Here is a 22,868-nt window from a genome sequence, read left to right on the forward strand (position 1 = left end):
CAACGGGCTAAATTCGCACGGCCGGTCACTCCGCCGCAAGCGGCTTTGTCGCCTCCGCCTTGAGCTCGGCCCGGGTCTTGGGCTTAGCCTTAATTCTCAGCTCCTCGAGATCCTGCCGGTCGCGCACGCTGTTGCGGAAAATCTGATCTTTTCCGGGAAGATATTGCGGCGGGCAGAACGCGTCGTCCGCCCCGTACCAGGCCGCCGCCCGCATGGTGAAGGAGGGATCGACCAGATGCGGCCGCCCGAGCGCGACGAGGTCCGCCCGGCCGGCAGCCAGGATGGTGTTGGCCTGGTCCGCCGTCGTGATGTTGCCGACGCACATCGTGGCCACGCGCGCCTCATTGCGGACCTGGTCGGAGAACGGCGTCTGGAACATGCGCCCATAGATCGGCTGCGCATCGCGCACGGTCTGCCCGGTCGAGACGTCGACGAGATCGACGCCGGCTTCGGCAAACGCGCGCGCGATCGCCACCGCATCATCGCCGCCGATGCCACCCTCGGCCCAGTCGGTCGCGGAAATGCGCACCGACATCGGCTTACGCGACGGCCACGCGGCCCGCAGCGCCTCGAAGATTTCGAGCGGGAAGCGCAGGCGGTTTTTCAGCGAGCCGCCATACTCATCCGTGCGGGTGTTCGTCAGCGGCGAGATGAAGCTCGCAAGCAGATAGCCGTGGGCGCAGTGCAGTTCGAGCATGTCGAAGCCACAGCGTTCGCCGCGCTCGGCCGCCGCGACGAAAGCATCTCTCACCGCGTTCATGCCGGCCCGATCGAGCTCGCGCGGAACCTGGCTGTCGGGGAAATAGGGCAGCGGAGACGCCGAAAACACCTCCCAGCCGCCCTCCTCGAGCGGACGATCCATGCCGTCCCACATCAGCTTGGTCGCACCCTTGCGCCCGGCGTGCCCCAGCTGCAGGCAGATTTTTGCGGCTGAATTGGCATGGACGAAATCAACGATGCGTCGCCAGGACGCCTCCTGCTCGTCGTTCCACAGTCCTGTGCAGCCGGGCGTGATGCGGGCCTCGCGGGCGACGCAGGTCATCTCCGTGAAGATCAGGCCGGCGCCGCCGATCGCGCGCGATCCATAATGCACCAGGTGGAAATCGGTCGGCACGCCCTCCTTCGCCGAATACATGCACATCGGCGACACCACGGCGCGATTGGCGATCTCCATCTCACGCAGCCGGAAGGGCTGGAACAGCGGCACCATCGGCTTTTCGGTGTCGACGTCGAAACCGCTGTCACGAACACGCTTGGCAAACGATCTTTCGACCTCCGCCACGAAGTCAGGAGCGCGGAGTTTCAGATTGTCATAGGTGATCGCCTTCGAGCGCGTCATCACGCCGAAGGCAAACTGCACGGGATCGAAATCCCAGAAGCGGTCGACATGCTCGAACCAGACCAGCGAGACGTCAGCGGCGTGCTGCGTCTTCTCGACCTCTTCGCGGCGGCCGTGCTCGTAGACGTCCAGCGCCGCCTTGATGCTGGGCGCCTTCTCCATCGCCTCTGCCAGCGCGATCGCGTCTTCCATCGCGAGCTTGGTGCCCGAGCCGATCGAGAAATGCGCGCTCGCCTTGGCGTCCCCGAGCAGAACCATGTTGTCCTTGACCCAGCGCTTGCTGCGGATCATCGGGAAGTTGCGCCACGTCGAGCGGTTGGTGAGCAGTTGGTGCCCATCGAGGAACCAGCCGAAGATCTCGGCCATTCGCGTAGCCGACTGGGTCTCGTTCAGCCCTGTGAGTCCGGCGCGTTCGAACGTGTCCGGATCGGTCTCGAAAATCCAGGTCGAGTGCCCGGCTTCATATTGATAGGCATGGGCGATGAACGGTCCCCACTCCGTCTCCTGGAAGATGAAGGTGAAGGCATCCAGCGGCCTGGTCGAACCCATCCAGGCGAACTTGTTGGCACGGAGATCGACCTCCGGCGCGAAATGATCGACGTATTTATCGCGAAAGCGGCTGTTGATGCCGTCCGCGACCAGGATCAGATCGGCGTCGGCGAAGCGTGATTCGTCCTCGACGTCCGCTTCGAAGTTCAGGACGACGCCCAGTTCGCGCGCGCGCGCCTGCAGGATCAGGAGCAGCTTCTGCCGCGAGCAGCCACAAAAGCCGTTGCCACCGACCCGATGGACCGTTCCGCGGAAGTGCACGGCGATGTCATCCCAGTAGGCGAATTCCTGGGTGATGCGGCGATAGCTGGGAAGATCGTGCTTCTCGAAATTATCGAGCGTGGCGTCCGAGAACACCACGCCGAAGCCGAAGGTGTCGTCGGCGCGGTTGCGCTCGTACACCGCGATCTCGGCGCTCGGCCGCTGCTTCTTCAGCAGGATTGCAGCATAGAGACCCGCAGGTCCGCCACCGATGATCGCGACTTTCATGGGAGCCTCGCCAATTCAACCCGGCGAAACTATTTTAAGCCTAAAATAATCTCGCGCAAGTCCCCATTGCGGCCGGCTGCCGCAAAGCCCGGCTTAGTCGCCCCTGAATACCGGCTTGACCTTGTTGGCAAAAGCCTCGAAGGCCCGTTCGAAATCGGCCGTCGTCATGCACAGCGCTTGAGCAACGGCTTCCGCCTCGATCGCCTCCTCCACCGACATCGCCCATTCCATGGCCAGCATCCGCTTGGTCATGGTGTTGGCGAAGGTTGGTCCCTCAGCAATCTGCTTGGCCAGTAGCTGTGCCTGGGGCAGCACCTGCTCCGGCGTGACGAGGCGGCTGAAGAAGCCCCAGCGCTCGCCCTCCTCCGCAGTCATGAACCGGCCGGTGTAGAGCAACTCGGAAGCGCGGGACTGTCCGATGATCCGCGGCAGGATCGCGCAGGCGCCCATGTCACAACCGGCAAGGCCCACCTTGTTAAAGAGAAATGCAACCTTGGCCCCGCTCGCCGCAAGCCGCATGTCCGACGCCATGGCGATGATCGCGCCAGCGCCTGCGCAGATGCCTTCAACCGCAGCAACGATCGGCTGCGGACAGGCCCGCATCGCCTTGACGAGGTCGCCGGTCATCCGCGTAAACGCCGTCAGCCCCTTGGTGTCCATCTTCACCAGCGGACCGATGATCTCGAACACATCGCCACCGGACGAGAAATTGGCACCAGCGCCGGTCACGACGATGCAGTTGACCGCATCGTCGAACGCGCAGGCGCGAAAAAAATCGGTGAGTTCGCGATAGCTCTCGAAGGTCAACGGATTCTTCCGTTCCGGACGATTGAGCGTCACGGTTGCAACACCATCGACGACGGCCAGCAGGAAGTGCTGCGGCGAATAGTCCGCAAGCGGTAAGGTCACGGGATTGGCTGGTCTGCTCATACGATCTCCTTGGCTTTCTTGTTCCGTGCCGGTGCCATGCGCGCTAAATCTCACCACCGGCAACGGCGATCGCCTGCCCGGTGATTGCGCCGGCGCCCTCGCCGCACAGCCAGAGCACGGTATCCGCGACCTGCTGAGGAGAGATCAATCGTCCCTGTGGATTATGCTTTGCGAGCTCGGCAATGGCCTGCTCGCGGCTACGCCCCGTCTTTTTCATGATGTTCTCGATGCTGCCGGCGACGAGATCTGTGTCGGTGAAACCGGGACACACTGCGTTGATGGTCACATTGCTGCCAGCCATCTCGAGTGCGAGGGACCGCACGAGACCGACCACAGCGTGCTTGGCCGCGGTGTACGCGCTGACATAGGCATATCCCTTGAGCCCCGCCGTCGACGCGATCGCGACGATACGGCCATAGGGGCGATCTTTCATCCCGGGCAGCACAGCGCTGACAGCATGGACCACGCCCATGAAATTGACATCCATCATGCGCGCGAACAGGGCGCTGTCGGATTTGGAGAACGGCGCGGACTCGGCGCTTCCCGCGTTGGCGATCAGAATATCGATCGGCTGGCGTGCACTCGCTTGAGCGATGGCGGCTTTCAATGAGGTTTCGTCCGAGACGTCGGCGACGGCCGCAAAATGCGCTGCTCCTGCATTGACAGCTTCTTCAAGCCTCGCAGCGTTCCGCCCAAGAACGGTCACAGACGCACCGGCCTCGACGAGCGCTGCTGCGATCGCGCGACCGATGCCGCGACCGCCACCGGTCACCAGCGCGTGCGGCGAATGCGGTAATCCGGACATGCGCTGGCTTCCTTGCATTCTGCTGATCGCTCTTCTTGATATATTTTAACCTTCAAACTTTTGCAAACGAGGCTCGCTCGCCCTTAAGAACAACCGCACACCGAAGAGCGGCCCGAAAATTGCTTTAAGTATAAAATTATCGCTTCCCATCCCTCACAGGCCTGTTAGCATCGAAGGGCCAAGCGAAAGGATGTCGCGTGTCGCAGCCTGCGCCAATGATAACAAACGACGGCCGCTTCGCCTATGAAGCAGCGGGCGATCCGGGCGGGACACCTCTGATTTTCCTGCATGGCATCGGCGGTGCGGCACGGGCGTGGCGGCAGCAGCTTGCCACATTCGGTGGCCGCTTCCACACGATTGCATGGGACATGCCAGGCTATGGCGGATCGGCGCCGCTCGCCAGCGACAGCATCGCTGCCCTGGCGGATGCGCTTCAGCAATTCATCGAGCAGCTTGGGGCGAGCAAGCCAATTCTGGTGGGCCATTCCATCGGCGGCATGATCGTCCAGAAATGGCTGGTGCAATTCCCAAAACTGGCGCGCGCGGTCGTGCTGGCGCAGACCAGCCCGGCGTTCGGCAAGGCCGATGGCGATTGGCAGAAATCGTTTATCGCCGCACGGCTCGGGCCGCTCGATCGCGGCGAAACGATGAAGTCGCTGGCGCCCTCTTTGGTGAAGGAACTGGTGGGCGACGATCCCGATCCCAGGGGAATGGAGCTTGCACGCGAGTGCATGGCAAGCGTGCCCGAGGCGAGCTATCGCGCCATGATGCTGGCCTTGATCGGCTTCGACCAACGCAGCACCCTCAAGGACATTTCCATCCCGACGCTGCTGCTGTCCGGCTCCAAGGACAACAACGCGCCGGCGCCAATGATGGCAAAGACGGCGACCTACATTCCATCTGCCGAGTATGTCGAGTTGGCCGGTGTCGGCCATCTCGCCAACCTGGAGCGCCCCGATGCCTTTGACGAGGCCCTCGGCCGCTTCCTGAACTCCGTCGCGATCAACACGTAGGATGACTGCGCAATGACCATGCAAGTCAGCAAGACCATCGGCGCGACTGACAAGGTCGCGCTGGATGCACCGATCTTCGATCCCGTCGCATTCCGACTAAGCGACGAGCAGGCCGGCATCATCGCGCGGGCGCGCGAGATCGGCCAGAGTGTATTCGCCGGCCGCGCCGCGACTTACGATCGCGAGGCGATCTTCCCGTCGGAGAATTATCGCGACCTGCATCGCGTCGGCTTGCTCGGTATTGCCGTGCCCAAGAAGCATGGCGGGCTCGGCGCGAATTATCAAACCTACGCTTTGGCGGCAGCCGAGATCGGCCGGTACTGCGGCGCGACTGCGCTCACCTGGAACATGCATGTCTGCTCGACGCTGTGGTCCGGTCCGCTCGCCGACGATCTCGACATGGATGCTCAAACCCGCGCCGAGCACGAGCAGCGGCGTGCAGTCCACTACAAGCGCATCGTCGAGGACGGCGCGATCTATTCGCAGCCTTTCTCGGAGGGCGGTGCGGCAGCGGCAGGCGGCGTCGCTTTCGGCACGGAAGCACGGCCGGTCGAGGGTGGCTGGATCGTCAACGGCAAGAAGATCTTTGCATCACTCTCCGGCCATGCCGACTATTACGGGGTTCTCTGCACGGAGATCGAGGAAGGCGAGAAGGCTTCGCGCCGCAACACGCTTTACCTCGCCATCCCCTCGAAATCGGACGGCGTTTCGGTCGTCGGCGACTGGGATCCGCTCGGCATGCGCGGAACGGTCTCGCGCACGCTGCTGTTCAAGGACGTGTTCGTGCCCGCAGATTCAGCGCTGATGCCGCGCGGCGTCTATTTCCAGGCCGCGATGCGCTGGCCGCACATGTTCCTGACGCTGTCGCCGACCTATATGGGCCTTGCTCAAGCCGCCTATGACTTCACCGTGCGATATCTGCGCGGCGAAGTACCGGGCATGCCGCCGGTCAAGCGCAGGATGTATCCGACCAAGCAAATTGCGGTCGCGCAGATGCAGATCAAGCTCGAGCAGATCAAGGCGATCTGGTTCCAGGCAGTCACCGAAGCGCGCGCCAATCCGAGCAAGGAGCAGGTGCTTCGCGCTTATGCCGCACAATATTCGGTGATGGAGGGTGCCAATGAGCTCGCCGCGCTCGCGATCCGTACCTGCGGCGGTCAGGCCATGCTGCGCTCGTTGCCGCTGGAGCGGATCTATCGCGACAGCCGCTGCGGCTCGCTGATGCTGCCCTGGACAGCCGAGCTCTGCCTCGACCGGATTGGGCGCGAGGCGCTGTACGAGGCCGGCGAAACGGACGACTGACGGTGGATCTCTGCAGTCTGATCGATCGCAACGCGGCGTTCGCGCCAGACAAGACGGCCATCGCCTTCGAGGGCGAACGGTTGAGCTATGCGGCATTCGCTGCACGCATCGAGCGGACGGCGGCAATATTGAAGCAGGAGCTCGGCGTAGGCCGGGGCGACCGCGTTGCGATCCTCAGCCTGAACCGGCCGGACTATCTGGTTCTGCTCTATGCCTGCGCGCGGCTCGGAGCGATGCTGGTGCCCCTGAACTGGCGGCTCGCTGTCGCCGAGCAGCTTTTCATCCTCAACGATGCCGGCGCCAAGGTCCTGGTGCTCGAGCAGGCATTTGAGGGGGTCCTTGCCGAGCTTGAGGGGACCGCAATCGTCGGGCTTGATTTCGAGCCGCCCCGCGGCATGACGTTCGAAAACCTGTTGGCTCGGAGCCGGGGCATCGGCCGCAACCCGCACACCGATCTCTCCTGTCCACTCCTCATTGTCTACACATCGGGAACGACCGGACGGCCCAAAGGCGCGGTGCTGCGCCAGGAGGCGCTGTTCTGGAACGGCGTCATGAGCCAGCACATGCACAACATGACGTCCGATGACCATGTGCTGACCCTGCTGCCGTTCTTCCATGTCGGTGGCCTCAACATCCAGACCACGGCGGCGCTCCAGCTGGGCGCGACAGTCACGGTTCACGCACGCTTCATGCCGGACACCGCGCTTGCAGCCATCGAACGGGACCGGCCGACCTTGACCGTGATGGTGCCGGCGATCATCCAGGCCGTAAGCGAGCATCCCGCCTGGACCACGACCGACCTTTCGTCACTCAAAGCCGTCGCGACCGGCTCGACCATCGTGCCGCCGCATCTGATCGACCGCTTCGTAGCGCGCGGCGTACCCGTGCTTCAGGTCTACGGCTCGACGGAAACTTGTCCCATCGCAGCCTACACCCGGCTTGGTGGCGATCTTTCGCGCGCGGGATCGACCGGACTTGCCGGCCTGTGCTGCGAAGCGAAAGTGATCGATCACGCCGGCAACGAAGTGCCGGCGGGCGCACCGGGGGAAATCGCGGTGCGCGGCCCCAACGTGTTCTTCGAATATTGGGGCAATGCGGACGCCACGCGCGATGCGCTGCACGACGGCTGGTATCGTACCGGCGATATCGGCCTGTGCGACGCGGACGGCTATTTCTGGGTGCGCGATCGCAAGAAGAACATGATCATTTCCGGTGGCGAGAACGTCTATCCGGCGGAGGTTGAACGCGTCCTGCTCGAACATCCCGATGTCAGCGAATGCGCCGTGATCGGCCGGCCCGATCCACGCTGGGACGAGGTGCCCATCGCCTATGTGATCCCGCGATCCGGCTGTCGGCTCGAAGCAGACGCGTTGAAAGCGCATCTTCAGACCCAACTCGCCCGCTACAAGGTTCCGCGCGACATCGTTTTCGTCACCGACCTGCCGCGCACAGCGCTGGGCAAGGTCCAGCATTTCCTGCTGAAGCAGCTTGATGCGCAATCGCGCACGCAAGGAGAAGCATCTTGAAGATTGCGGTTCTGGGTGGGGGAAACGGCTCTTTCGCGGCCGCGGGCGATTTTGCGCTGTCGGCACATGAGGTCCGACTCTGGCGCCGCGACGCGGATCGGGTCGCTGCCCATCGCGCCGCCGGCTCGCGCGTCCTGGTGAAGGATCATAACGGCCGTCATGACGTGAAACTGGCGCTGGTGACGACCGGCATCGCCGAGGCCGTCAACGGTGCAGAGTTGATCCTGTGCCCCGCCCCGGCCTTCGCGCAGCCTGATATTGCCCGCCTGCTTGCTCCGCATCTGCGGGATGGACAGGTCGTGTTTCTGCCGCCGGCCACGTTCGGCTCGATGATCTTCGCCCAGGCTGCGCGGGATGCCGGCAACCGCGCCAAGGCGTGCTTTGCCGAAACCGGGACCTTGCCCTGGCTGACCCGCAAGCACGGGCCATTCGAGGTCGCGATCACGATCCGCGCCAAGCGGCTGCCGGTCGGCGTTTTCCCGCTCGATCAGGCGCCGCGTGCACTTGAGGTGATTGGACAGGCTTTCCCCGGCGCGGTCCAGCCGTGCGGCGATGCTCTCTCCGGTGCGCTGATGAATGCAGGCCCGATTATCCATCCGCCCCTGATCGTGATGAATGCTGGCCCGATCGAACATTTCGAGAAGTGGGACATCCACAAGGAAGGAACGCAAGCCGCGATTCGCCGTGTCACCGACGCGCTCGATGCCGAACGAATTGCCGTGCGTGAGGCGCTCGGATATGGCGCACCGCATTTTCCGCTCGCCCATCACTATGCCAAGGAAGGCGAGATCTGGATGTACGGCCGCGGCTCGCATGACCGGCTGACCGATTCCGGCGACTGGCGCGAGCGGATCGTGCTGACCGAGCACCGCTACATGAGAGAAGATTTGCGGCTTGGGCTATCGCTGCTGGTCTCTGTCGCCGGCCTGGCGGGCGTTGCTACGCCGCTGGCCAAAGGATTTCTGGCCATCGGTGGCGCAATCTGCGGTGAGGATTTTACGCAAGGCGGCCGAACCCTCGAGACGCTGGGCCTCGGCAATCTCGACAAGGCCGCTTTGCTGACGCTTCTTCGCGGGGGATTTTGACCGATGACCAGCCGAGCCACCATTGCCTGTCTTGGGGCCGGCCGCATGGGCCGCGGCATCGCCGTCGCGTTCGCCTATGCGGGGCATATGGTCACGATGATCGACATCAAGGCCCGTTCAGCCGAAGATTTCGCCAGGCTGGAGGCAGATGCGCTCGGCGAAGTCAGCAAGACCTTTGCCAGTCTGGCGAAGCTGGGGCTACTGACCGAGGCGGATGTCGATCCGCTGAACGCGCGGGTCTCGGTGGTGCCGGCCAGTCAGAGCGAGGCGGCACTGTCCGATGCGGGAATAGTCTTCGAAGGGGTGCCCGAGATCGTCGAGCTCAAGCGGGATGTGCTGGGGGCGGCCTCAAAACAAGTCGGCCCCGATACGATCATCGCATCGACGACGTCGACCATCCTTGTCGACGATCTCTCAGGCGCGATCGTGAATCCTCGCCGCTTCCTCAATGTGCACTGGCTCAATCCGGCCTATCTGATCCCGCTGGTCGAGGTTTCGCCAGGCAAGGCCACCGATCCAGGCATCATCGAGGAGGTCAAGGCGCTACTCGAAAGCATCGGCAAGGTACCGGTGGTCTGCGCGGCGACACCCGGCTTCATCGTTCCGCGCATCCAGGCGCTGGCGATGAACGAGGCCGCACGGATGGTCGAGGAAGGCGTCGCCAGCGCCGAGGAGATCGATAAGGCGATCCGCTACGGCTTCGGCTTCCGCTACGCCGTACTTGGTTTGCTCGAATTCATCGACTGGGGTGGCGGCGACATTTTGTACTACGCCAGCCGTTATCTCGAAGGCGCACTCGGCAGCGACCGCTATCGCGCGCCGGACGTAATTTCAAGGAACATGCACGAGGGCCGGATCGGCCTGCGCACAGGTGCGGGCTTTCTCGACTATTCAGGCATGGACATCGACGCCTATCGGGCAAAACGGCTTCAGGCCATGGTCGACCTGCTTCGGCACTTTGACCTGGCGCGGCCACCAGTGCTCGATCGCGGTTAGCCGAAGACGTCCTGCAGCACCCCTTCGCGGACCACCGCAATGCCGTCGAGCTCTATCGTCGTCCCCATCATCGGCAGATCGAAATGGCCCGCCGTGTAACGGCCGGCGAATTCGTTGGCACCGGTCGAGAACAGGAAGTTGCCGGAAACGGCACGAATTTCCGTGCCGTTGGTGTCGCGCTGGTCATACATCGACAGCGCCTCGTAGCGCGCGCCGGGATTCATGCCGAAGCCGACATGCGACACCGCATAGGCTTCCCGATCGCCCCAGGCGGCAAGATAGGCACGCATCATTGCGGCATCGGTGCCCTCGCCTTCCAGCTCGACGACATAATCGTCCTTCAGCGTCATCTTCACCGGCGAGGTCAGGTAACGCTTGAAGGTCAGGTTGATGTCGCCGGGCGCCATCACCAGCGTGCCATTGATCGTTCCGCTCTTGGGGAAGCTGACGACGATGCCCCCGGGCCAATGCGCCAGCGTACCGGGCTTGTCCGTCCAGCCCCACACGCCGACCGTGGACGCGCCAACCATATCGACGTCGAGCGCCGTGCCGGCTTTTGACGTCACCCGCATCCGCTTGGTCCCGCGCAGCATCTTCGCCGCCGCGCGAACGCGCTTCTCGAGCGCGGAATCCGGCACCATCCGCTCCAGCGCCTCGGGGTGCTCGTTGGAGATCACCAGGATGCGCGCGCCGGCTTTGAGGATCTCGGGCGTCTCGACCGCATGCATCAGGCCCTCGATAGTGCAATCCACCACAAAGCCGGCTTGCTGAAGCGCAGTGATGACCGGAGCGAGCCGCTGGATCGCCTCGCTCGCCCCTGTCGAGCGAACCGGAACGATATTCCGGTTACGCGGGGTCGGCATGACCACGTGAAACGGTCGGGCGCCCATCCGCAGCAGCGCGAGCTCCGCCAGGTGGACATTCAACGCACGTGACTGAGTTTCCGAGAGGATCGCCGCGGTATCACCGGCCTTGACGGCGCATCGCTCAAAAATCTCGCAAAATGCGTCGATCCATTTTGCCTCGATGCGATCAGCCAGCATGGTCTACTCCCGGTCTTCCTGTTTCTTCTTCGTCAGTTCATGCTTCGGGGAAACCCCGCAGCAGATACGCGCGCACTGCCCCCAGCAGGCCATTGAGGATCAGGCCCAGCAGCGAGATCGTGATCAGCGGCACGAACATATCGACGGCCTGAAAGGTCCGAGCCGCCGTGACGAGCACATGTCCGAGCCCGTCGCTCGACGTGATCATCTCCGCCAGAAACACCACGATGCAGGAAATGACAAGGCCGATCCGGCAACCGGTCAGGATCGACGGCATCGCGGCCGGCAGCACCACCTTGAACAGGATCTCATAGCGCGGCGTTCCCGCCGCCATGGCCGACCAGATCAGCTTCTGCTCCACCGTCGACGCGCCGTAATAGGTAGACAACAGAATGGGAAAGAGTGCATCTGCCGCCACCAGCGTGATCTTCGATCCGTGACCGAAACCGAGCAGCAGCAGCAATGCTGGATAGAGCGCGACCTTGGGCAAGGGCGCGAGCACACGCACAATTGGCCGAACCACGGCGTTGATAGCCGGACTGGCGGCGGCTGCGATGCCGATGCTGATACCGAGCACGACCGCAATCGCAAAACCGGCAAACAGCCGGATCAGAGTCGCCGCGATCTCCTGCTGGAACGTCCACGTCAGGAGTTGCTGAAGCAGCCTGCTGAAGACGTATCCCGGCGGCGGCAGCAACACCGCAGGCGCAAAGCCAAATGATACCAGGCCCTGCCACAGTGCGATCACCAGCACGATCGGCGCGAGCCCGAGGATGATGCTGGTGGAGCGAAGCTGTGGGATCATGAGAAGCTCAGCGGCATGTCGAACTGCGGTTCGGACCAGCGCACCAGCCTTGCGCGGACCCGCTCGAAGATCGCATCGAGGCAAATTCCCATCGCCCCCACGATGATGATCATCGCAAAGACGGTGTCGTATTGGCCCATGTCGAGCGCATTGAACAGGATATTGCCGGCGCCGGACTGACGGGCGATCATCTCGCTGGTGATCATCGTGATCAGCGCCAGCACGAGTCCGGTGCGGCAACCGGTCAGAATTTCCGGCAGCGCCGCCGGCAGTACGATCCGGACCAGCCGTTGCGCAGGCGAAAGCCCCATCGCGGCACCCGACCACAGCATCTTCTCTTCCACCGCCTTGGCGCCCTCGAAGCTGTGATAGATCACGGGCAGGCTGACACCGAGGAAGATCACCAGCGTCTTCGTGATGTCGCCGACGCCGAGCCACAGCATGATGATCGGCATCAAGGCCGCCTTCGGCACCGGGTAGATCACCATCAAGAGCGGATTGAAGAATGCCGCGACGGCCCGGCTGCGGCCCATCAACAGGCCGAGTGGGATGGAGATCAGCACCGCCACCCCGAACCCGATCGCCATCCGACGAAGGGAGGCGAGGATATTGATCAACGCTTCCTTGTCTCCGAGGATGTCCGGGATTGCACGGATCGCCTCGACTGCCGTCGGGAAGCTGTCATTCTTCAACGCGAGGGACGCCGCCTGCCAGATCGCGAGCAATCCGATGCAGGCAAGCACCGGGGCAGCCCGTCTCGCCAGGGCGGCGGGCGACATCATGACGGAGACCCGACAGGGTCGGTCTCGTCGAACATCCGCTCGATATCGACAACGTATTTCTGGTAGCGTGGATCCAGCAGCAGCTCGCTGCGGCGGCGCGGCCGCGGCAGATCGATGTCGATAACCTCGCGGATGCGGCCGGGAGACTTCGACATCATCACGACCTTGTCTGACAGGAAAACCGCTTCGTCCACAGAATGCGTGACGAACAGCACCGTCTTGCGATCACGCTCCCAGATATTCAACAGATCGTTCTGCAGCCGCGTTCGCGTGTGAGCATCGAGCGCGCCGAACGGCTCGTCCATCAACAGAACCTCAGGATGGTAAGCCAGCGTTCGTGCCAGCGCCACGCGCTGCTTCATGCCGCCGGACAGCTCCTTGGGATAGAAGTTCTCATAGCCCTTGAGCCCGACCATTTCGATCAAGGCCCGGCTCTGTACTTCCGCTTCGGTGGTGCGCACGCCCTGCTGGCGAGGGCCATACATCACATTGCCCAGCACGGTCTTCCACGGAAACAACGCGAATTCCTGAAACACCGGACCGCGATCCGGCCCTGGACCCGTGATCGTCCGTCCCTTGATCTTCGCTGAACCGCTGGTCGGGCTGACGAAGCCGCCGACGACGTAAAGCAGTGTCGACTTGCCGCAGCCGGACGGACCAAGGATGGAGACGAAGGCTCCCTCGCCGATCGCCAGCGAGATGTCCGATAGCGCTACATGATCCTTGCGCGCCGAGGTCTGAAATACCTGCGAGACGCTCTCGATCTCGATGATTGTAGAAGCCGGTTTTTTCGGCGTCACCGGTCTCACCCATTCGCTCGATCTCGAAGGCACTACCTTCATCCCGTCTCACTTCATGCGCGCGAACCCTGCGCAACAGGCTTGCTGAACATCCTCCGTCAGCGACGCGAGCTTAGCAAGAAACTTGCCAGACCATCGGCTGTTTTCGGGCAAGTGCGCCGTATCATCCGAACCAGGGCCATTCCGCGGGCCCCTCATGCGTCACGGCCCCGCCCGGTGCCTGGCCAACCAATCGCGCATATTTCGCCAGCGCCCCGGCGCGGTGACGAGGCGGACGCGGCTTCCAATCTTGCCGGCGAGCAGCGAGCTCCTGCTCGTCGACCAGCATATTCATCCGCCGGTTCGCAGCATCGATCCGGATTCTGTCACCATCGCGTACCAGCGCCAGGGGACCGCCGACGAAGGCCTCGGGAGACACATAGCCGATGCACATTCCGCGCGTGGCGCCGGAGAAGCGTCCATCCGTGATCAGGGCCACCTTCTCGCCCATGCCCTGTCCGTAGATCAGCGCGGTGACGCCGAGCATCTCGCGCATGCCGGGGCCGCCCACCGGCCCCTCGTTGCGGATTATGAGAACCTCGCCCGCCTGATAGGTGCGATCACGAACCGCCGCGACGCAGGCCTCCTCGTCTTCGAAAACGCGCGCCACGCCTTCAAAGAACTGGCTCTTCAGGCCCGCGACCTTGATGACCGCGCCGTCAGGGCAGAGGTTTCCCTTCAGCACCGCGACGCCGCCATCTGGCATGATCGGCGTGCGAGCCGCGTAAACGACCTCTCCGTCAGGTGCATTGGCGGCACCATATTCCTCGGCAAGCGTACGGCCCGTGATCGACAGGCAACTGCCATCGATATGCCCGCTCTGGATCAGTTCCCGGATCACCACGGCGGCACCGCCGATATCGTAGACGTCCTTCGCCGTATATTTGCCTCCAGGCCGCAGGTTTCCGATCAGCGGCGTCCTGGCAAAAACCTCGCCGACATCATCGATCGTGAATGCGATGCCAGCCTCGTTCGCGATCGCCGGCAGATGTAGCGCAGCATTGGTCGAACCGCCCGTGGCGGCTACGATTGCCGCGCCGTTTTCCAGGGATTTCCGCGTCACGATGTCGCGCGGCAACGGCCCGCCGCGCTCCAGCATCTCCATGACGAGGCGCCCGGCCCGCCTGGATATCTGCGCGCGCTCGGCATAGACACCCGGCACCATCGACACGTTGGGAATGGTGAGGCCCATCGCCTCCGACACCATCCCCATGGTGTTGGCAGTGAATTGGCCGGCGCACGCGCCGATGGTCGGCAGGCAGGCCCGCTCAATCCGCTCGAGCGTGGCACTGTCGATCTCTCCGGTCATGAAGCTGCCGACAGCCTCATAGGAGTCGAGCACGGTGAGGGTCCGCCCATCCACGCGGCCCGGCAGCGCGCTGCCGCCATAGATGAAGATGGACGGGACGTTGCACCGGACCATGCCCATCATCACGCCGGGAAGCGTCTTGTCGCATCCGCCATATCCGATCAGCGCATCGTAGGCGAGACCATGGACGACGGCTTCGATGGAATCGGCGATCAGCTCCCGCGAAAACAGGGAGAACTTCATCCCCTCGTGATTCATGCTGATACCGTCGGAAACCGATACGGTCGAAAACTCGCGCGGCGTGCCGCCTGCCTCCTCGATTCCGGTCTTGGCCGCTGCGACCTGAAAGTCGTGCGTCATGTTGCAGGGCGTCTGTTCGCCCTTCATGCTGACGACGCCGACCATCGGTTTGGCAATCGCAGCGTCGTCGAGCCCCATGGCGCGCATGAACGCGCGGTGCGGAGCCCGGTCGAGGCCATCCGTCGTGATCCGAGATCGGAGCTTCTTCATACGTGCATCTTCTTCATGCAACGTCCCGGATCATCCTGGACGCGGCGACGTTCTCGCTCGGTTCATTCGCCCGATCGCCTATTGCAGCGGAGCGACAATCGTCGAATGCTTGAATTGCGCGACATCCAATTTTGGCAGCATCCCTGTCTCCGCGTAGATGTCCAGCATCTTCTGGATCGCGGGGAAATTCGGTGCAGCGCCCGGATCGCGGCCGAAATCATTGTCCTTGAGCAGATAGGTCTCGAGAACCGGAATAGGTGCCTTCAGGACTTCGTTGACGACCTTCAACGTCTCTTCGCGGTTCGCCAGCGCTTTCTTCATGCCAGAGGTAATGTCACGCACGTAAGCCTTGACCAGTTCCGGGTTCTTGTCGACGAAATCGGCACGGCAGGCTTCCAGGATGTGCACGATGTTCGGCATCGCCTGCGACAGCGAGAACAGTTTGCGCGTGCCGCCCTTTGCCTCCGCGCGCGCGGCAAATGGCTGGTTCATGTTGACCGCATCGACGCGGCCCTGCCGCAACGCATCTTCGGAGACGGCAAAGCCGACCTCGACCAGCTTGATGTCCTTGGCCGGATCAATGCCGTTCTGCTTCAGCAACAGATTGAACGGGCCTTGGGTGCCGCCGCCGATCACGGAGATTCCGACCGTCTTGCCCTTGAGATCGGCGATCGTCTTGATCGGGGAGTCGTCCATGACAGCCCAGTAGACCGAGAAACCGCCGGCCTTCTCGAAGACGTGCTGCGCCACGATGTAGGCCTTGAGGTTGCCGCCAACTACGCCGTTGGCGAGCGACAGCGGCGCCTGCGTCGCGCAATCCAGCGCGCCGGCCGCCAATGCCTGCGTCATCGGAGCGGTGCCCTGAAACTGGGTCCATTCGATGTTGTAGGCCTTGCCGATATTGGGAAACTCAGCCGGGCGGCGCATCATCCAGTACTTGGATTCTTCGGCCGGAATCGTCCAGCCGACACGAATTGTCTGCTGCGCCCATGACGGGCCTGCGCTCGCGCTCACGGCCGCTGCCGCCCCCAAAGCCAGGATCCACTTCGAAACGGTTCGCATCGTGCCCACTCCGCTGCCCAGGCGCCGACCGGCGCCATCCAACCCGACCGCAGCAAATGTTTCATGGTTCAAACAATCAAGCAAGCCATGCCGGCCGGGGCGGTTTCGTCGTGAGTTGCGCGATATATGGTAATGCAGCGCCGCGGACCGACAGATGGAGGCAACCTATGGCTGAAGCGAGCAAGACAAACCCGCAAGGCGCCGAGCGGCTCGGCTATCTAGGCCTTGGACTGATGGGGACACCGATGAGCCGACGCCTGCTCAACGCCGGCCATCAGGTCGCTGTCTGGAACCGTTCGGAAGGAAAGATGGCCGCGCTCGTGGAGGCCGGTGCCAGGCGTGCAGCCACCCCCCGCGACTTGATGGAGAGCTCGGACATCGTTTTCATGTGCGTGACGGATGCGGCCGCCGTGGAAGAGGTGATCTTCGGGCCCGCGAGCATCTCAACAGCGCCCGGCGCGGGTAAGCTCGTGGTCGACTTCTCGTCCATCCATCCCGATGCCGCACGGGACCTTGCAATGCGATTGTTAGCTGCGAACGGCGCGGGTTGGATCGATGCGCCGGTGTCCGGTGGTACCAAGGGCGCCGAGGAAGGCACGCTTGCCATCATGGCCGGCGGAAAAGCCGGCGATATCGAGCGGGTCCGCCCCTACGTGCTCGCCATGGCACGCAGGTTCACCCACATGGGCCCGACCGGCGCCGGCCAGACCACAAAGCTATGCAACCAGGTGATCGTCGGATGCGCAATGGCCGTTCTTGCGGAGGCAACACGCCTTGCAGTGAACGCCGGAATCGACGCCAACCGGTTGCCCGAAGCACTCGCCGGCGGCTTTGCTGACTCCATTCCGTTGCAGCTGTTCGTGCCGCGGATGGTCCAGGGCATTCACTCACCGCCGCTTGGTCATATCGCTACAATGCTCAAAGACCTCGATACCGTCGCCGATGTCGCGCAGACGACGTCGACGCCGGTGCCCATGGCCTCGCTTGCCGGACAACTTTTCAGGCTCGCCAAGGCCGCGCGAGGCGCGGATGCGGATGCGCTCGAAATCTACAAGCTTTCGGCGGGGAGCGCTAAACCATCGAGCGCGAACTGAAGCACGCTTGCACTGACTGCTTGCGCTAGCCGTCGGCAAGAAATCGGCCGAACGCGCCGCGCGCGAAGAGCAGCGGCTCCTTCGTATTGTAAGTATAGGCCTCGACTGCACCGAGAAAGATCACGTGGTCGCCGCCGTAATAACGATTGACCGAGCGGCATTGAAAATTGGCGACGCTCTCGGCGAGCACCGGCGCGTTGCCGAGGCCCGGCGTCCAGTCGACACCGGTGAACTTGTCATCAGACGACTTGGCGAATTTGCTCGCAAGCGCCTGTTGCGAAACGCGAAGCACGTTGACCGTGAAATGACTGGCGTTCTGGAAGATGGTCAGACTAGAGGAATAGACGACCAGGCTCCAAAGAACCAACGGCGGATTCAGCGAGACCGAGGCGAACGAATTGCACGTCAGGCCATAGGGCTTGCCGTCAGGAGCCGCAGCCGTGATGATCGTCACCCCCGTGGCGTAGGTGCCGAGCGCGCTGCGAAAATCACGGGGATCGATCGGCGAGTTGTCGCTCGCGAGTTCGTTGCCCGGATCGGGAACGGCCGGCTGCTTCGGCAGATCATTCATCGGCCGGCCTCACAGCGTGAGATTCTCGGACGGCAGGCCCAGTGCCACACGTCCATAATTGGTTCCGGCCGCATCGAAATTGAACGCGAGATGCGAATTGATCGCGTGCGCATCGCGGAATTGCCGCTGCAACGCGCCCGTCGTGAACAGGCCTCGCGCTCCGCTCGCGGCAAACAGCATCGACACCGCATCCGTGCAGAAGTTTACTGAAAAAGCACCGTCGCGCCGATATCTGGTCTTGGTCGCCATATCGGGGATACGACCGCGCCGTGCATCCTCCATGGCATTCAGACAGGCCGAGCGCATGATCAGGCGTGCAGCGTCGATCTTCGCCGAGGCCTTGGCGATCTTGATTTGGGTGCTTTGAAAGTCGCTCAGCTTGGCGTGGTTGTAGGTGGAAATGCGATGACGGACGACCTCCGCATAATCGTCGAGACACGCCTGCGCGTTCCCCAGCGCGACGCCGGAGAGGACGTAGGGAAACAGCGAGAACACCGGAAGCGCATACAGCGGGTTGGGATTGCGCTTGCTTCCCGGCGTCGGGCCGCCGTCGAGATCGCCGACCGCGACCGTCATATCGTCGGGCACGAAAGCGTCCCTGACCTCCACGTCGCAAGACCCTGTCCCCCGCAGTCCCGCGACATTCCAGGTGTCGAGGACCTTGTAGTCGGCTCTCGGCAGCAGAAATATCCGATACTCGATGCCGTCTGCCTCGTCGTCGGAGTAGACGACGCTTGCAAGCATGTTCCATGCGCAAGAGGCAACGCCCGAGGAGAACGGCCAGCTGCCATGGAGCCGGTATCCGCCCGCGACTCTCGTGGCACGCCCGGCCGGAAAAATGAACGAGGACGCGATCAGCGCGTCCGGGTCACGACCCCAGACCAGATCCTGCGCCGTCGGCTCGAACATGCCGAGCATCCAATGATGGCTCGCCAGATTGGCCAGATTCCATGCCACCGAGGCATCTGCTTGTCCGAGCAGGTCCGCGCAATCGATCAAGGCGACATAGTCGAGTTCTGCGCCGCCAATGCGCTTGGGCTGAAGCATCCGGAACAGGCCCGCGTCGTGCAGATCCTTCTCCGTTTCGGGCGGCAGATGCCGCAACTCCTCCGTCCGCGCCGCCCGCTCTCGCAGCCGTGGGACGAGCGCACGGGCCTTCGCGACCATGGCCGCATGGGCAGTTTCATCGGATTGCGCCGCCGCGGACCGGCCCGCGCTCGGCTCTTGACTAGGCGCCATTCGTATCCCTCGCTTCAAGCATTTATGCGGCTGGAACATCGCCAAATCAAGCCAAGGCCGCGCTGGCCGGGTATGGTCGCCCTGAACCCGGCTGCCAGGAAGGATGCGATGTCGCGAAGGCGCCGGCATCGCCAAGCCGTGATCCGCAAGCCGCGCGAGGCCTGGCCTGTACGATCAACGCTCAGGCTCAGCCCGACGTCGCGGGTTTGCCCGAGCCAAAGACACCCTTTTGGGCGAACTGCGATATCCGACGTTCGTCGTAACCGAGCGTATCACGCAACACCTGCTCCGTGTGCTCGCCCAGCAACGGAGCAGCCACAGGATCAACCGGGCCGGTCAAGCTCATGGCAATCGGCGGCTCGATGTTCGGGACCCACTCTGCCGTACGATGTGGAATCCGGTTCAAGCGATGGCGCGCTCGCGCCTCCGGTGCATTGAACCCCTCCTCGACCGTCCGGAGATAGCCGACCGGGATATTGGCCAGCTTCATCTTGGTCATCCAGTTCTCGAGAGTATCGCTCGCAAAGACCTCCGCGATGGCTGCCCGCAGAAGCCCCTTGTGCTCGGAACGCGCCTTGCGCGAGGCAAACTGCGGATCGGTGATCAGATCCGGCCGGTTCAGCACTTCAACGACCAGCCGGCGATAGAGCCGGTCATTCGCGCAGGCCATGTAAAGCGGTCCATCGGAGGCCTCGTACACGCCGACGGTAGGAGAGCCACTCGGCGAATTACCAAACCGGCCGGGATTTTCGCCGTTGATCAGATAGGCCATGCCATAGAAGCCGGTCATACCCATCGCGACGTCGAACAGGGCGACCTCGACATGCTGGCCGCGACCGAGCCGATCCCGCGCCAACAGCGCCATCAGGATGGCGTTGCAGGCAGACATCCCCGTCGCCATGTCCACGATGGGCGGGCCGGTGCGAACCGCAGGGCCATCAGCAAATCCGTTGAGCGACATGAAGCCGCTTTCCGCCTGCGTGATCGGATCAAAGCCGGGACGCGAGGCAAACGGTCCGGTGCGCCCGTAGGCGGAGATCGAGCAATAGACCAACCGCGGATTGAGCGGCGCAACCGTTTCATAGTCGAGGCCAAATTTCTTCATGACCCCGCTGGAAAAGTTCTCGACGACCACGTCGGCCTTGCGAATCAAATCCAGCGCAATCTCACGAGCCTCCGGCACGGTAAGGTCGAGCGTGATGCCGCGCTTGTTGCGATTGAGGCTCAGATAGGCAGCACTCTCTCCACCGATCTCGGCGTGCTCATACGCACGCGTGTCGTCGCCCCCGTCTGGATTCTCGATCTTGATGACGTGCGCGCCGAAATCAGCAAGCGTCTGCGTACAGGCCGGGCCAGCAACCACACGCGTGAAATCGACGACCAGCAGACCGTCGAGCGCGGTAGGCGCCCCCGTCGCGCGCGACGAACGTTCCGGCAATTGAGGCTTGGTGGGCATCGACGGCGCTCCCTTACATCGGCTTATGGTTGCCGAATTTCCCGCAGGAGCAAACTTAAAGCCCGCCACCGCTGACTTCGCAAGTCCTTCGCCCGCATCGCTTCAATACGCAAAAAGGGCCCGGCAGCTGTCAAGCTGCCGGGCCCTTGAACGTCCGTGTTGCGCTTCATCTCGTGCGAACCATTCTTACGTTGCGTGAATCACGTTCCGCACCACGGGAAACTTCGCTCCATTCGCTCAGCGAAGCGCCTTTCGCCAGTAAAGCGTATGCGACCAAGCCCAGGGCACATGAGGTTCAAAGAGCCGATAGCCCGCCCGGATGAAATTATGGGCAGACACCGGATTGTCCGTCGTATCCGAGACGATGCTGTCCCATTCAATACGCCGTGCCCTTGCCTCGATCACCCGCATCAGCCTGCACTGGAGGTCACGTCCCCGGTGCCGCTGCAACACACCGACCCTGGAGAAATAACCGCCATTTCGAATGTGCGTTGACGGCGCGGCACCGGCGAAGGCCACTGGCTCATCGCCGTGATAGGCAAGCCACCACGTCCCTAACTCGAATTGTGGCAAGGGAGCCGCATCGAAGAACGTCGACTGATGCAGGTCGGCCAATGTATCGACGATGTCGTCATCGGATGCATCGACGGTGCGAATTCTGTACATGGGACGGTCCATTGGAGACGAAATGAACGTGAGTGGAAGTGCAGAATGTCGTGCCGATTGAGGCTCACTTGCCCAGCACGACCTTGACACCTAGCCAAACCGCGCCCATCAGCCCGGTGGCGATCACCGTAATGACAGCCTTGAAGGTGTAGCTCTGCGCCTGCTCCACGCTCGTTCGCCATCGGCGCAGGTGCTGAAAATCAGCCCTCAGCTCCTTTCGGTCGTCATTCTCGATTCCGAAAGACGCCAGCACCGACGCCACCGTCCTCAATACGATCGCATCGATATTCGCTTGCTGAAGCCTGTGTTGCTCAGCCAGCATCTCGGCAACGATCGCCCTGATCTCGTCATCTGGCATCTTCACCGCTTGATGACCCTCGCAACATTCTCGAAGCCGCGCTTGGCGAAGTAGAAGGAGACAACCAGATTGGCTTGAAGCCCGCGAAAGATGATCAACCCGTCCCCGGGCGTTTCGATTTTGTCGCTGAACAACTGGAAGCCGTGGCCGAGACCAAGACTTGCGATCTTGCCCTCGATCAGCCGCTTGGATGACTGCGCCAGCGTCCGCTGCGCCTCGCGGATGCAGACCGCCAGCGTGCCGCGCTCGGCCTGGCAGGTCTCGACGAGAAGCTCGCCGAAAAAATGCGATTTGCCCGAGCCGCGCCCGCCGTAGACGCCCTTGTAGCGGGCGGGCTTGAGCAGCGGCTCGAAGATCTTGGCCGTCGGAATTTTCAGGATGGACAATGGATGCGCTCGCTCACCCTTCACAGCCGTTGGCTCAGGCGTCGCGCCCAGCGGTGCCGCCAGCCGCATTCCCCGGATACACGATGATCCGCTCGATCCGGTGAATCAGTTCCAGCACGCCATCCTCGCCGCTCTCGATCGGCTGCGCCGCCTTGCCCCAGCCGCGATCGAGGATTGCATTGGCGGCCGAGACACGGGCGGCCGGTGTCGCGTCGTCGCTGCGCATGACGCCGACCAGCACCCTGAGCGCGGTCCTGGTGTGGCTCCGCGCCAGCGAGCGGATTTCGGTCAGGGTGCGCGCGCTGGACGTCTTCCGTCGCGCAGGCGCGCGGACCGGCTCGCTCACGAGGGCAATTTCCATGTCCTCGCTCAAGACAACGTCTCCCACAGCGCGATTGCAACCAGGCCCGCGAGCGCGAGCGATATCAGATAGGCGGTCATCGTCTCTCCTTGAAAAGAAATGCGCGGCAGATCGCGAATGAGGCGCGATCGTTTCGGGCGCGAACCCTATCTCCGTTCCGGAGACCGCCGCGGGGGGGGGGGGGGGGGGGGGGCGGCGGCGCCCGGCGCGGGGGGGGCGGGGGGGCGGCGGGGGCGGGCGCGCGGGGGGGCGGGGGGGGGGGGGCCCGCGCGGGGCCCCCGCGGGGGGGGGGGGGGGGCGGGGGGGCGGGCGGGGCCCGGGCGGCGGCGGCCGGCGCGGGGGACCCGGGCCGC

The 22,868-nt window shown here is 63.2% G+C and carries 22 protein-coding genes; 6 read left to right on the plus strand and 16 right to left on the minus strand.

Going from position 1 to position 22,868, the window contains the following annotated elements:
* Positions 1-25: 25 nt before the first annotated feature.
* The 3 genes from AC0L3C_RS33655 to AC0L3C_RS33665 all read right to left on the minus strand — a co-directional run bounded on the left by AC0L3C_RS33655 (position 26) and on the right by AC0L3C_RS33665 (position 4,112).
* Positions 26-2,377 carry a bifunctional salicylyl-CoA 5-hydroxylase/oxidoreductase gene (locus tag AC0L3C_RS33655; protein ID WP_473410133.1) on the minus strand — a complete coding sequence of 784 codons (2,352 nt, stop codon included), beginning with the start codon at positions 2,375-2,377 and terminating at the stop codon, positions 26-28.
* Between the two features lie 93 nt (positions 2,378-2,470).
* A complete protein-coding gene (locus tag AC0L3C_RS33660; RefSeq protein ID WP_473410134.1) occupies positions 2,471-3,307 on the minus strand; it encodes an enoyl-CoA hydratase family protein in 837 nt (278 codons plus the stop codon).
* Between the two features lie 43 nt (positions 3,308-3,350).
* Positions 3,351-4,112 carry an SDR family NAD(P)-dependent oxidoreductase gene (locus AC0L3C_RS33665; protein ID WP_473410135.1) on the minus strand — a complete coding sequence of 254 codons (762 nt, stop codon included), beginning with the start codon at positions 4,110-4,112 and terminating at the stop codon, positions 3,351-3,353.
* Positions 4,113-4,327: 215 nt separating this feature from the next.
* On the opposite strand from AC0L3C_RS33665, the gene AC0L3C_RS33670 reads away from it, so the two are divergent.
* Genes AC0L3C_RS33670 through AC0L3C_RS33690 form a run of 5 tightly spaced genes read left to right on the plus strand, consistent with a single transcriptional unit; the run spans position 4,328 to position 10,034 of the window.
* Complete coding sequence (locus AC0L3C_RS33670) at positions 4,328-5,125, plus strand: alpha/beta fold hydrolase (protein ID WP_473410136.1); 798 nt, start codon at positions 4,328-4,330, stop codon at positions 5,123-5,125.
* Positions 5,126-5,137: 12 nt separating this feature from the next.
* Positions 5,138-6,427 carry an acyl-CoA dehydrogenase family protein gene (locus AC0L3C_RS33675; protein WP_473410137.1) on the plus strand — a complete coding sequence of 430 codons (1,290 nt, stop codon included), beginning with the start codon at positions 5,138-5,140 and terminating at the stop codon, positions 6,425-6,427.
* A gap of 2 nt (positions 6,428-6,429) precedes the next feature.
* On the plus strand, positions 6,430-7,953 hold the full coding sequence (locus tag AC0L3C_RS33680) for a class I adenylate-forming enzyme family protein (RefSeq protein ID WP_473410138.1): 1,524 nt from the start codon (positions 6,430-6,432) through the stop codon (positions 7,951-7,953).
* Complete coding sequence (locus AC0L3C_RS33685; RefSeq protein WP_473410139.1) at positions 7,950-9,038, plus strand: NAD/NADP octopine/nopaline dehydrogenase family protein; 1,089 nt, start codon at positions 7,950-7,952, stop codon at positions 9,036-9,038. Before AC0L3C_RS33680 ends, AC0L3C_RS33685 begins: the two co-directional genes overlap by 4 nt.
* Before the next feature lie 3 nt (positions 9,039-9,041).
* The gene (locus tag AC0L3C_RS33690) at positions 9,042-10,034 is read left to right on the plus strand and encodes a 3-hydroxybutyryl-CoA dehydrogenase (protein WP_473410140.1); all 993 of its coding nucleotides are present in this window, start codon (positions 9,042-9,044) and stop codon (positions 10,032-10,034) included.
* Here AC0L3C_RS33690 and AC0L3C_RS33695 read toward each other — a convergent pair.
* The 6 genes from AC0L3C_RS33695 to AC0L3C_RS33720 all read right to left on the minus strand — a co-directional run bounded on the left by AC0L3C_RS33695 (position 10,031) and on the right by AC0L3C_RS33720 (position 16,384).
* A complete protein-coding gene (locus AC0L3C_RS33695) occupies positions 10,031-11,077 on the minus strand; it encodes a 2,5-dihydroxypyridine 5,6-dioxygenase NicX family protein (protein ID WP_473410141.1) in 1,047 nt (348 codons plus the stop codon). The genes AC0L3C_RS33690 and AC0L3C_RS33695 overlap by 4 nt on opposite strands.
* Positions 11,078-11,114: 37 nt before the next feature.
* A complete protein-coding gene (locus AC0L3C_RS33700) occupies positions 11,115-11,882 on the minus strand; it encodes an ABC transporter permease (protein ID WP_473410142.1) in 768 nt (255 codons plus the stop codon).
* Positions 11,879-12,664 carry an ABC transporter permease gene (locus AC0L3C_RS33705; RefSeq protein WP_473410143.1) on the minus strand — a complete coding sequence of 262 codons (786 nt, stop codon included), beginning with the start codon at positions 12,662-12,664 and terminating at the stop codon, positions 11,879-11,881. The genes AC0L3C_RS33700 and AC0L3C_RS33705 overlap by 4 nt, the downstream gene beginning before the upstream one ends.
* Positions 12,661-13,506 (minus strand): ABC transporter ATP-binding protein, encoded by an 846-nt coding sequence (locus AC0L3C_RS33710; RefSeq protein WP_473410144.1) that lies wholly within the window; start codon positions 13,504-13,506, stop codon positions 12,661-12,663. The genes AC0L3C_RS33705 and AC0L3C_RS33710 overlap by 4 nt, the downstream gene beginning before the upstream one ends.
* Before the next feature lie 121 nt (positions 13,507-13,627).
* The gene (gene ilvD, locus AC0L3C_RS33715; RefSeq protein WP_473410145.1) at positions 13,628-15,322 is read right to left on the minus strand and encodes a dihydroxy-acid dehydratase; all 1,695 of its coding nucleotides are present in this window, start codon (positions 15,320-15,322) and stop codon (positions 13,628-13,630) included.
* Between the two features lie 78 nt (positions 15,323-15,400).
* Positions 15,401-16,384, minus strand: a complete 984-nt coding sequence (locus AC0L3C_RS33720) for an ABC transporter substrate-binding protein (RefSeq protein WP_007601560.1) — start codon at positions 16,382-16,384, stop codon at positions 15,401-15,403.
* Between the two features lie 56 nt (positions 16,385-16,440).
* On the opposite strand from AC0L3C_RS33720, the gene AC0L3C_RS33725 reads away from it, so the two are divergent.
* A complete protein-coding gene (locus tag AC0L3C_RS33725; RefSeq protein WP_473410154.1) occupies positions 16,441-17,478 on the plus strand; it encodes an NAD(P)-dependent oxidoreductase in 1,038 nt (345 codons plus the stop codon).
* A 25-nt stretch (positions 17,479-17,503) separates the two neighbouring features.
* Here AC0L3C_RS33725 and AC0L3C_RS33730 read toward each other — a convergent pair whose 3' ends face one another.
* The 7 genes from AC0L3C_RS33730 to AC0L3C_RS33760 all read right to left on the minus strand — a co-directional run bounded on the left by AC0L3C_RS33730 (position 17,504) and on the right by AC0L3C_RS33760 (position 22,527).
* The gene (locus AC0L3C_RS33730; RefSeq protein WP_473410146.1) at positions 17,504-18,049 is read right to left on the minus strand and encodes a flavin reductase family protein; all 546 of its coding nucleotides are present in this window, start codon (positions 18,047-18,049) and stop codon (positions 17,504-17,506) included.
* Positions 18,050-18,058: 9 nt separating this feature from the next.
* Entirely contained in the window at positions 18,059-19,288 is a 1,230-nt protein-coding gene (locus tag AC0L3C_RS33735; RefSeq protein ID WP_473410147.1) for an acyl-CoA dehydrogenase family protein, read from the minus strand.
* A 187-nt stretch (positions 19,289-19,475) separates the two neighbouring features.
* The gene (locus AC0L3C_RS33740; RefSeq protein WP_473410148.1) at positions 19,476-20,744 is read right to left on the minus strand and encodes a CaiB/BaiF CoA transferase family protein; all 1,269 of its coding nucleotides are present in this window, start codon (positions 20,742-20,744) and stop codon (positions 19,476-19,478) included.
* A gap of 237 nt (positions 20,745-20,981) precedes the next feature.
* The gene (locus AC0L3C_RS33745) at positions 20,982-21,410 is read right to left on the minus strand and encodes a GNAT family N-acetyltransferase (RefSeq protein ID WP_473410149.1); all 429 of its coding nucleotides are present in this window, start codon (positions 21,408-21,410) and stop codon (positions 20,982-20,984) included.
* A 64-nt stretch (positions 21,411-21,474) separates the two neighbouring features.
* Positions 21,475-21,774, minus strand: a complete 300-nt coding sequence (locus tag AC0L3C_RS33750) for a hypothetical protein (RefSeq protein WP_473410150.1) — start codon at positions 21,772-21,774, stop codon at positions 21,475-21,477.
* Positions 21,771-22,154 carry a phage terminase large subunit gene (locus tag AC0L3C_RS33755; RefSeq protein ID WP_473410151.1) on the minus strand — a complete coding sequence of 128 codons (384 nt, stop codon included), beginning with the start codon at positions 22,152-22,154 and terminating at the stop codon, positions 21,771-21,773. Before AC0L3C_RS33755 ends, AC0L3C_RS33750 begins: the two co-directional genes overlap by 4 nt.
* 34 nt (positions 22,155-22,188) lie before the next feature.
* On the minus strand, positions 22,189-22,527 hold the full coding sequence (locus AC0L3C_RS33760; RefSeq protein WP_473410152.1) for a hypothetical protein: 339 nt from the start codon (positions 22,525-22,527) through the stop codon (positions 22,189-22,191).
* Positions 22,528-22,868: the final 341 nt, after the last annotated feature.

Source organism: Bradyrhizobium sp. WSM4872, from assembly GCF_055811715.1.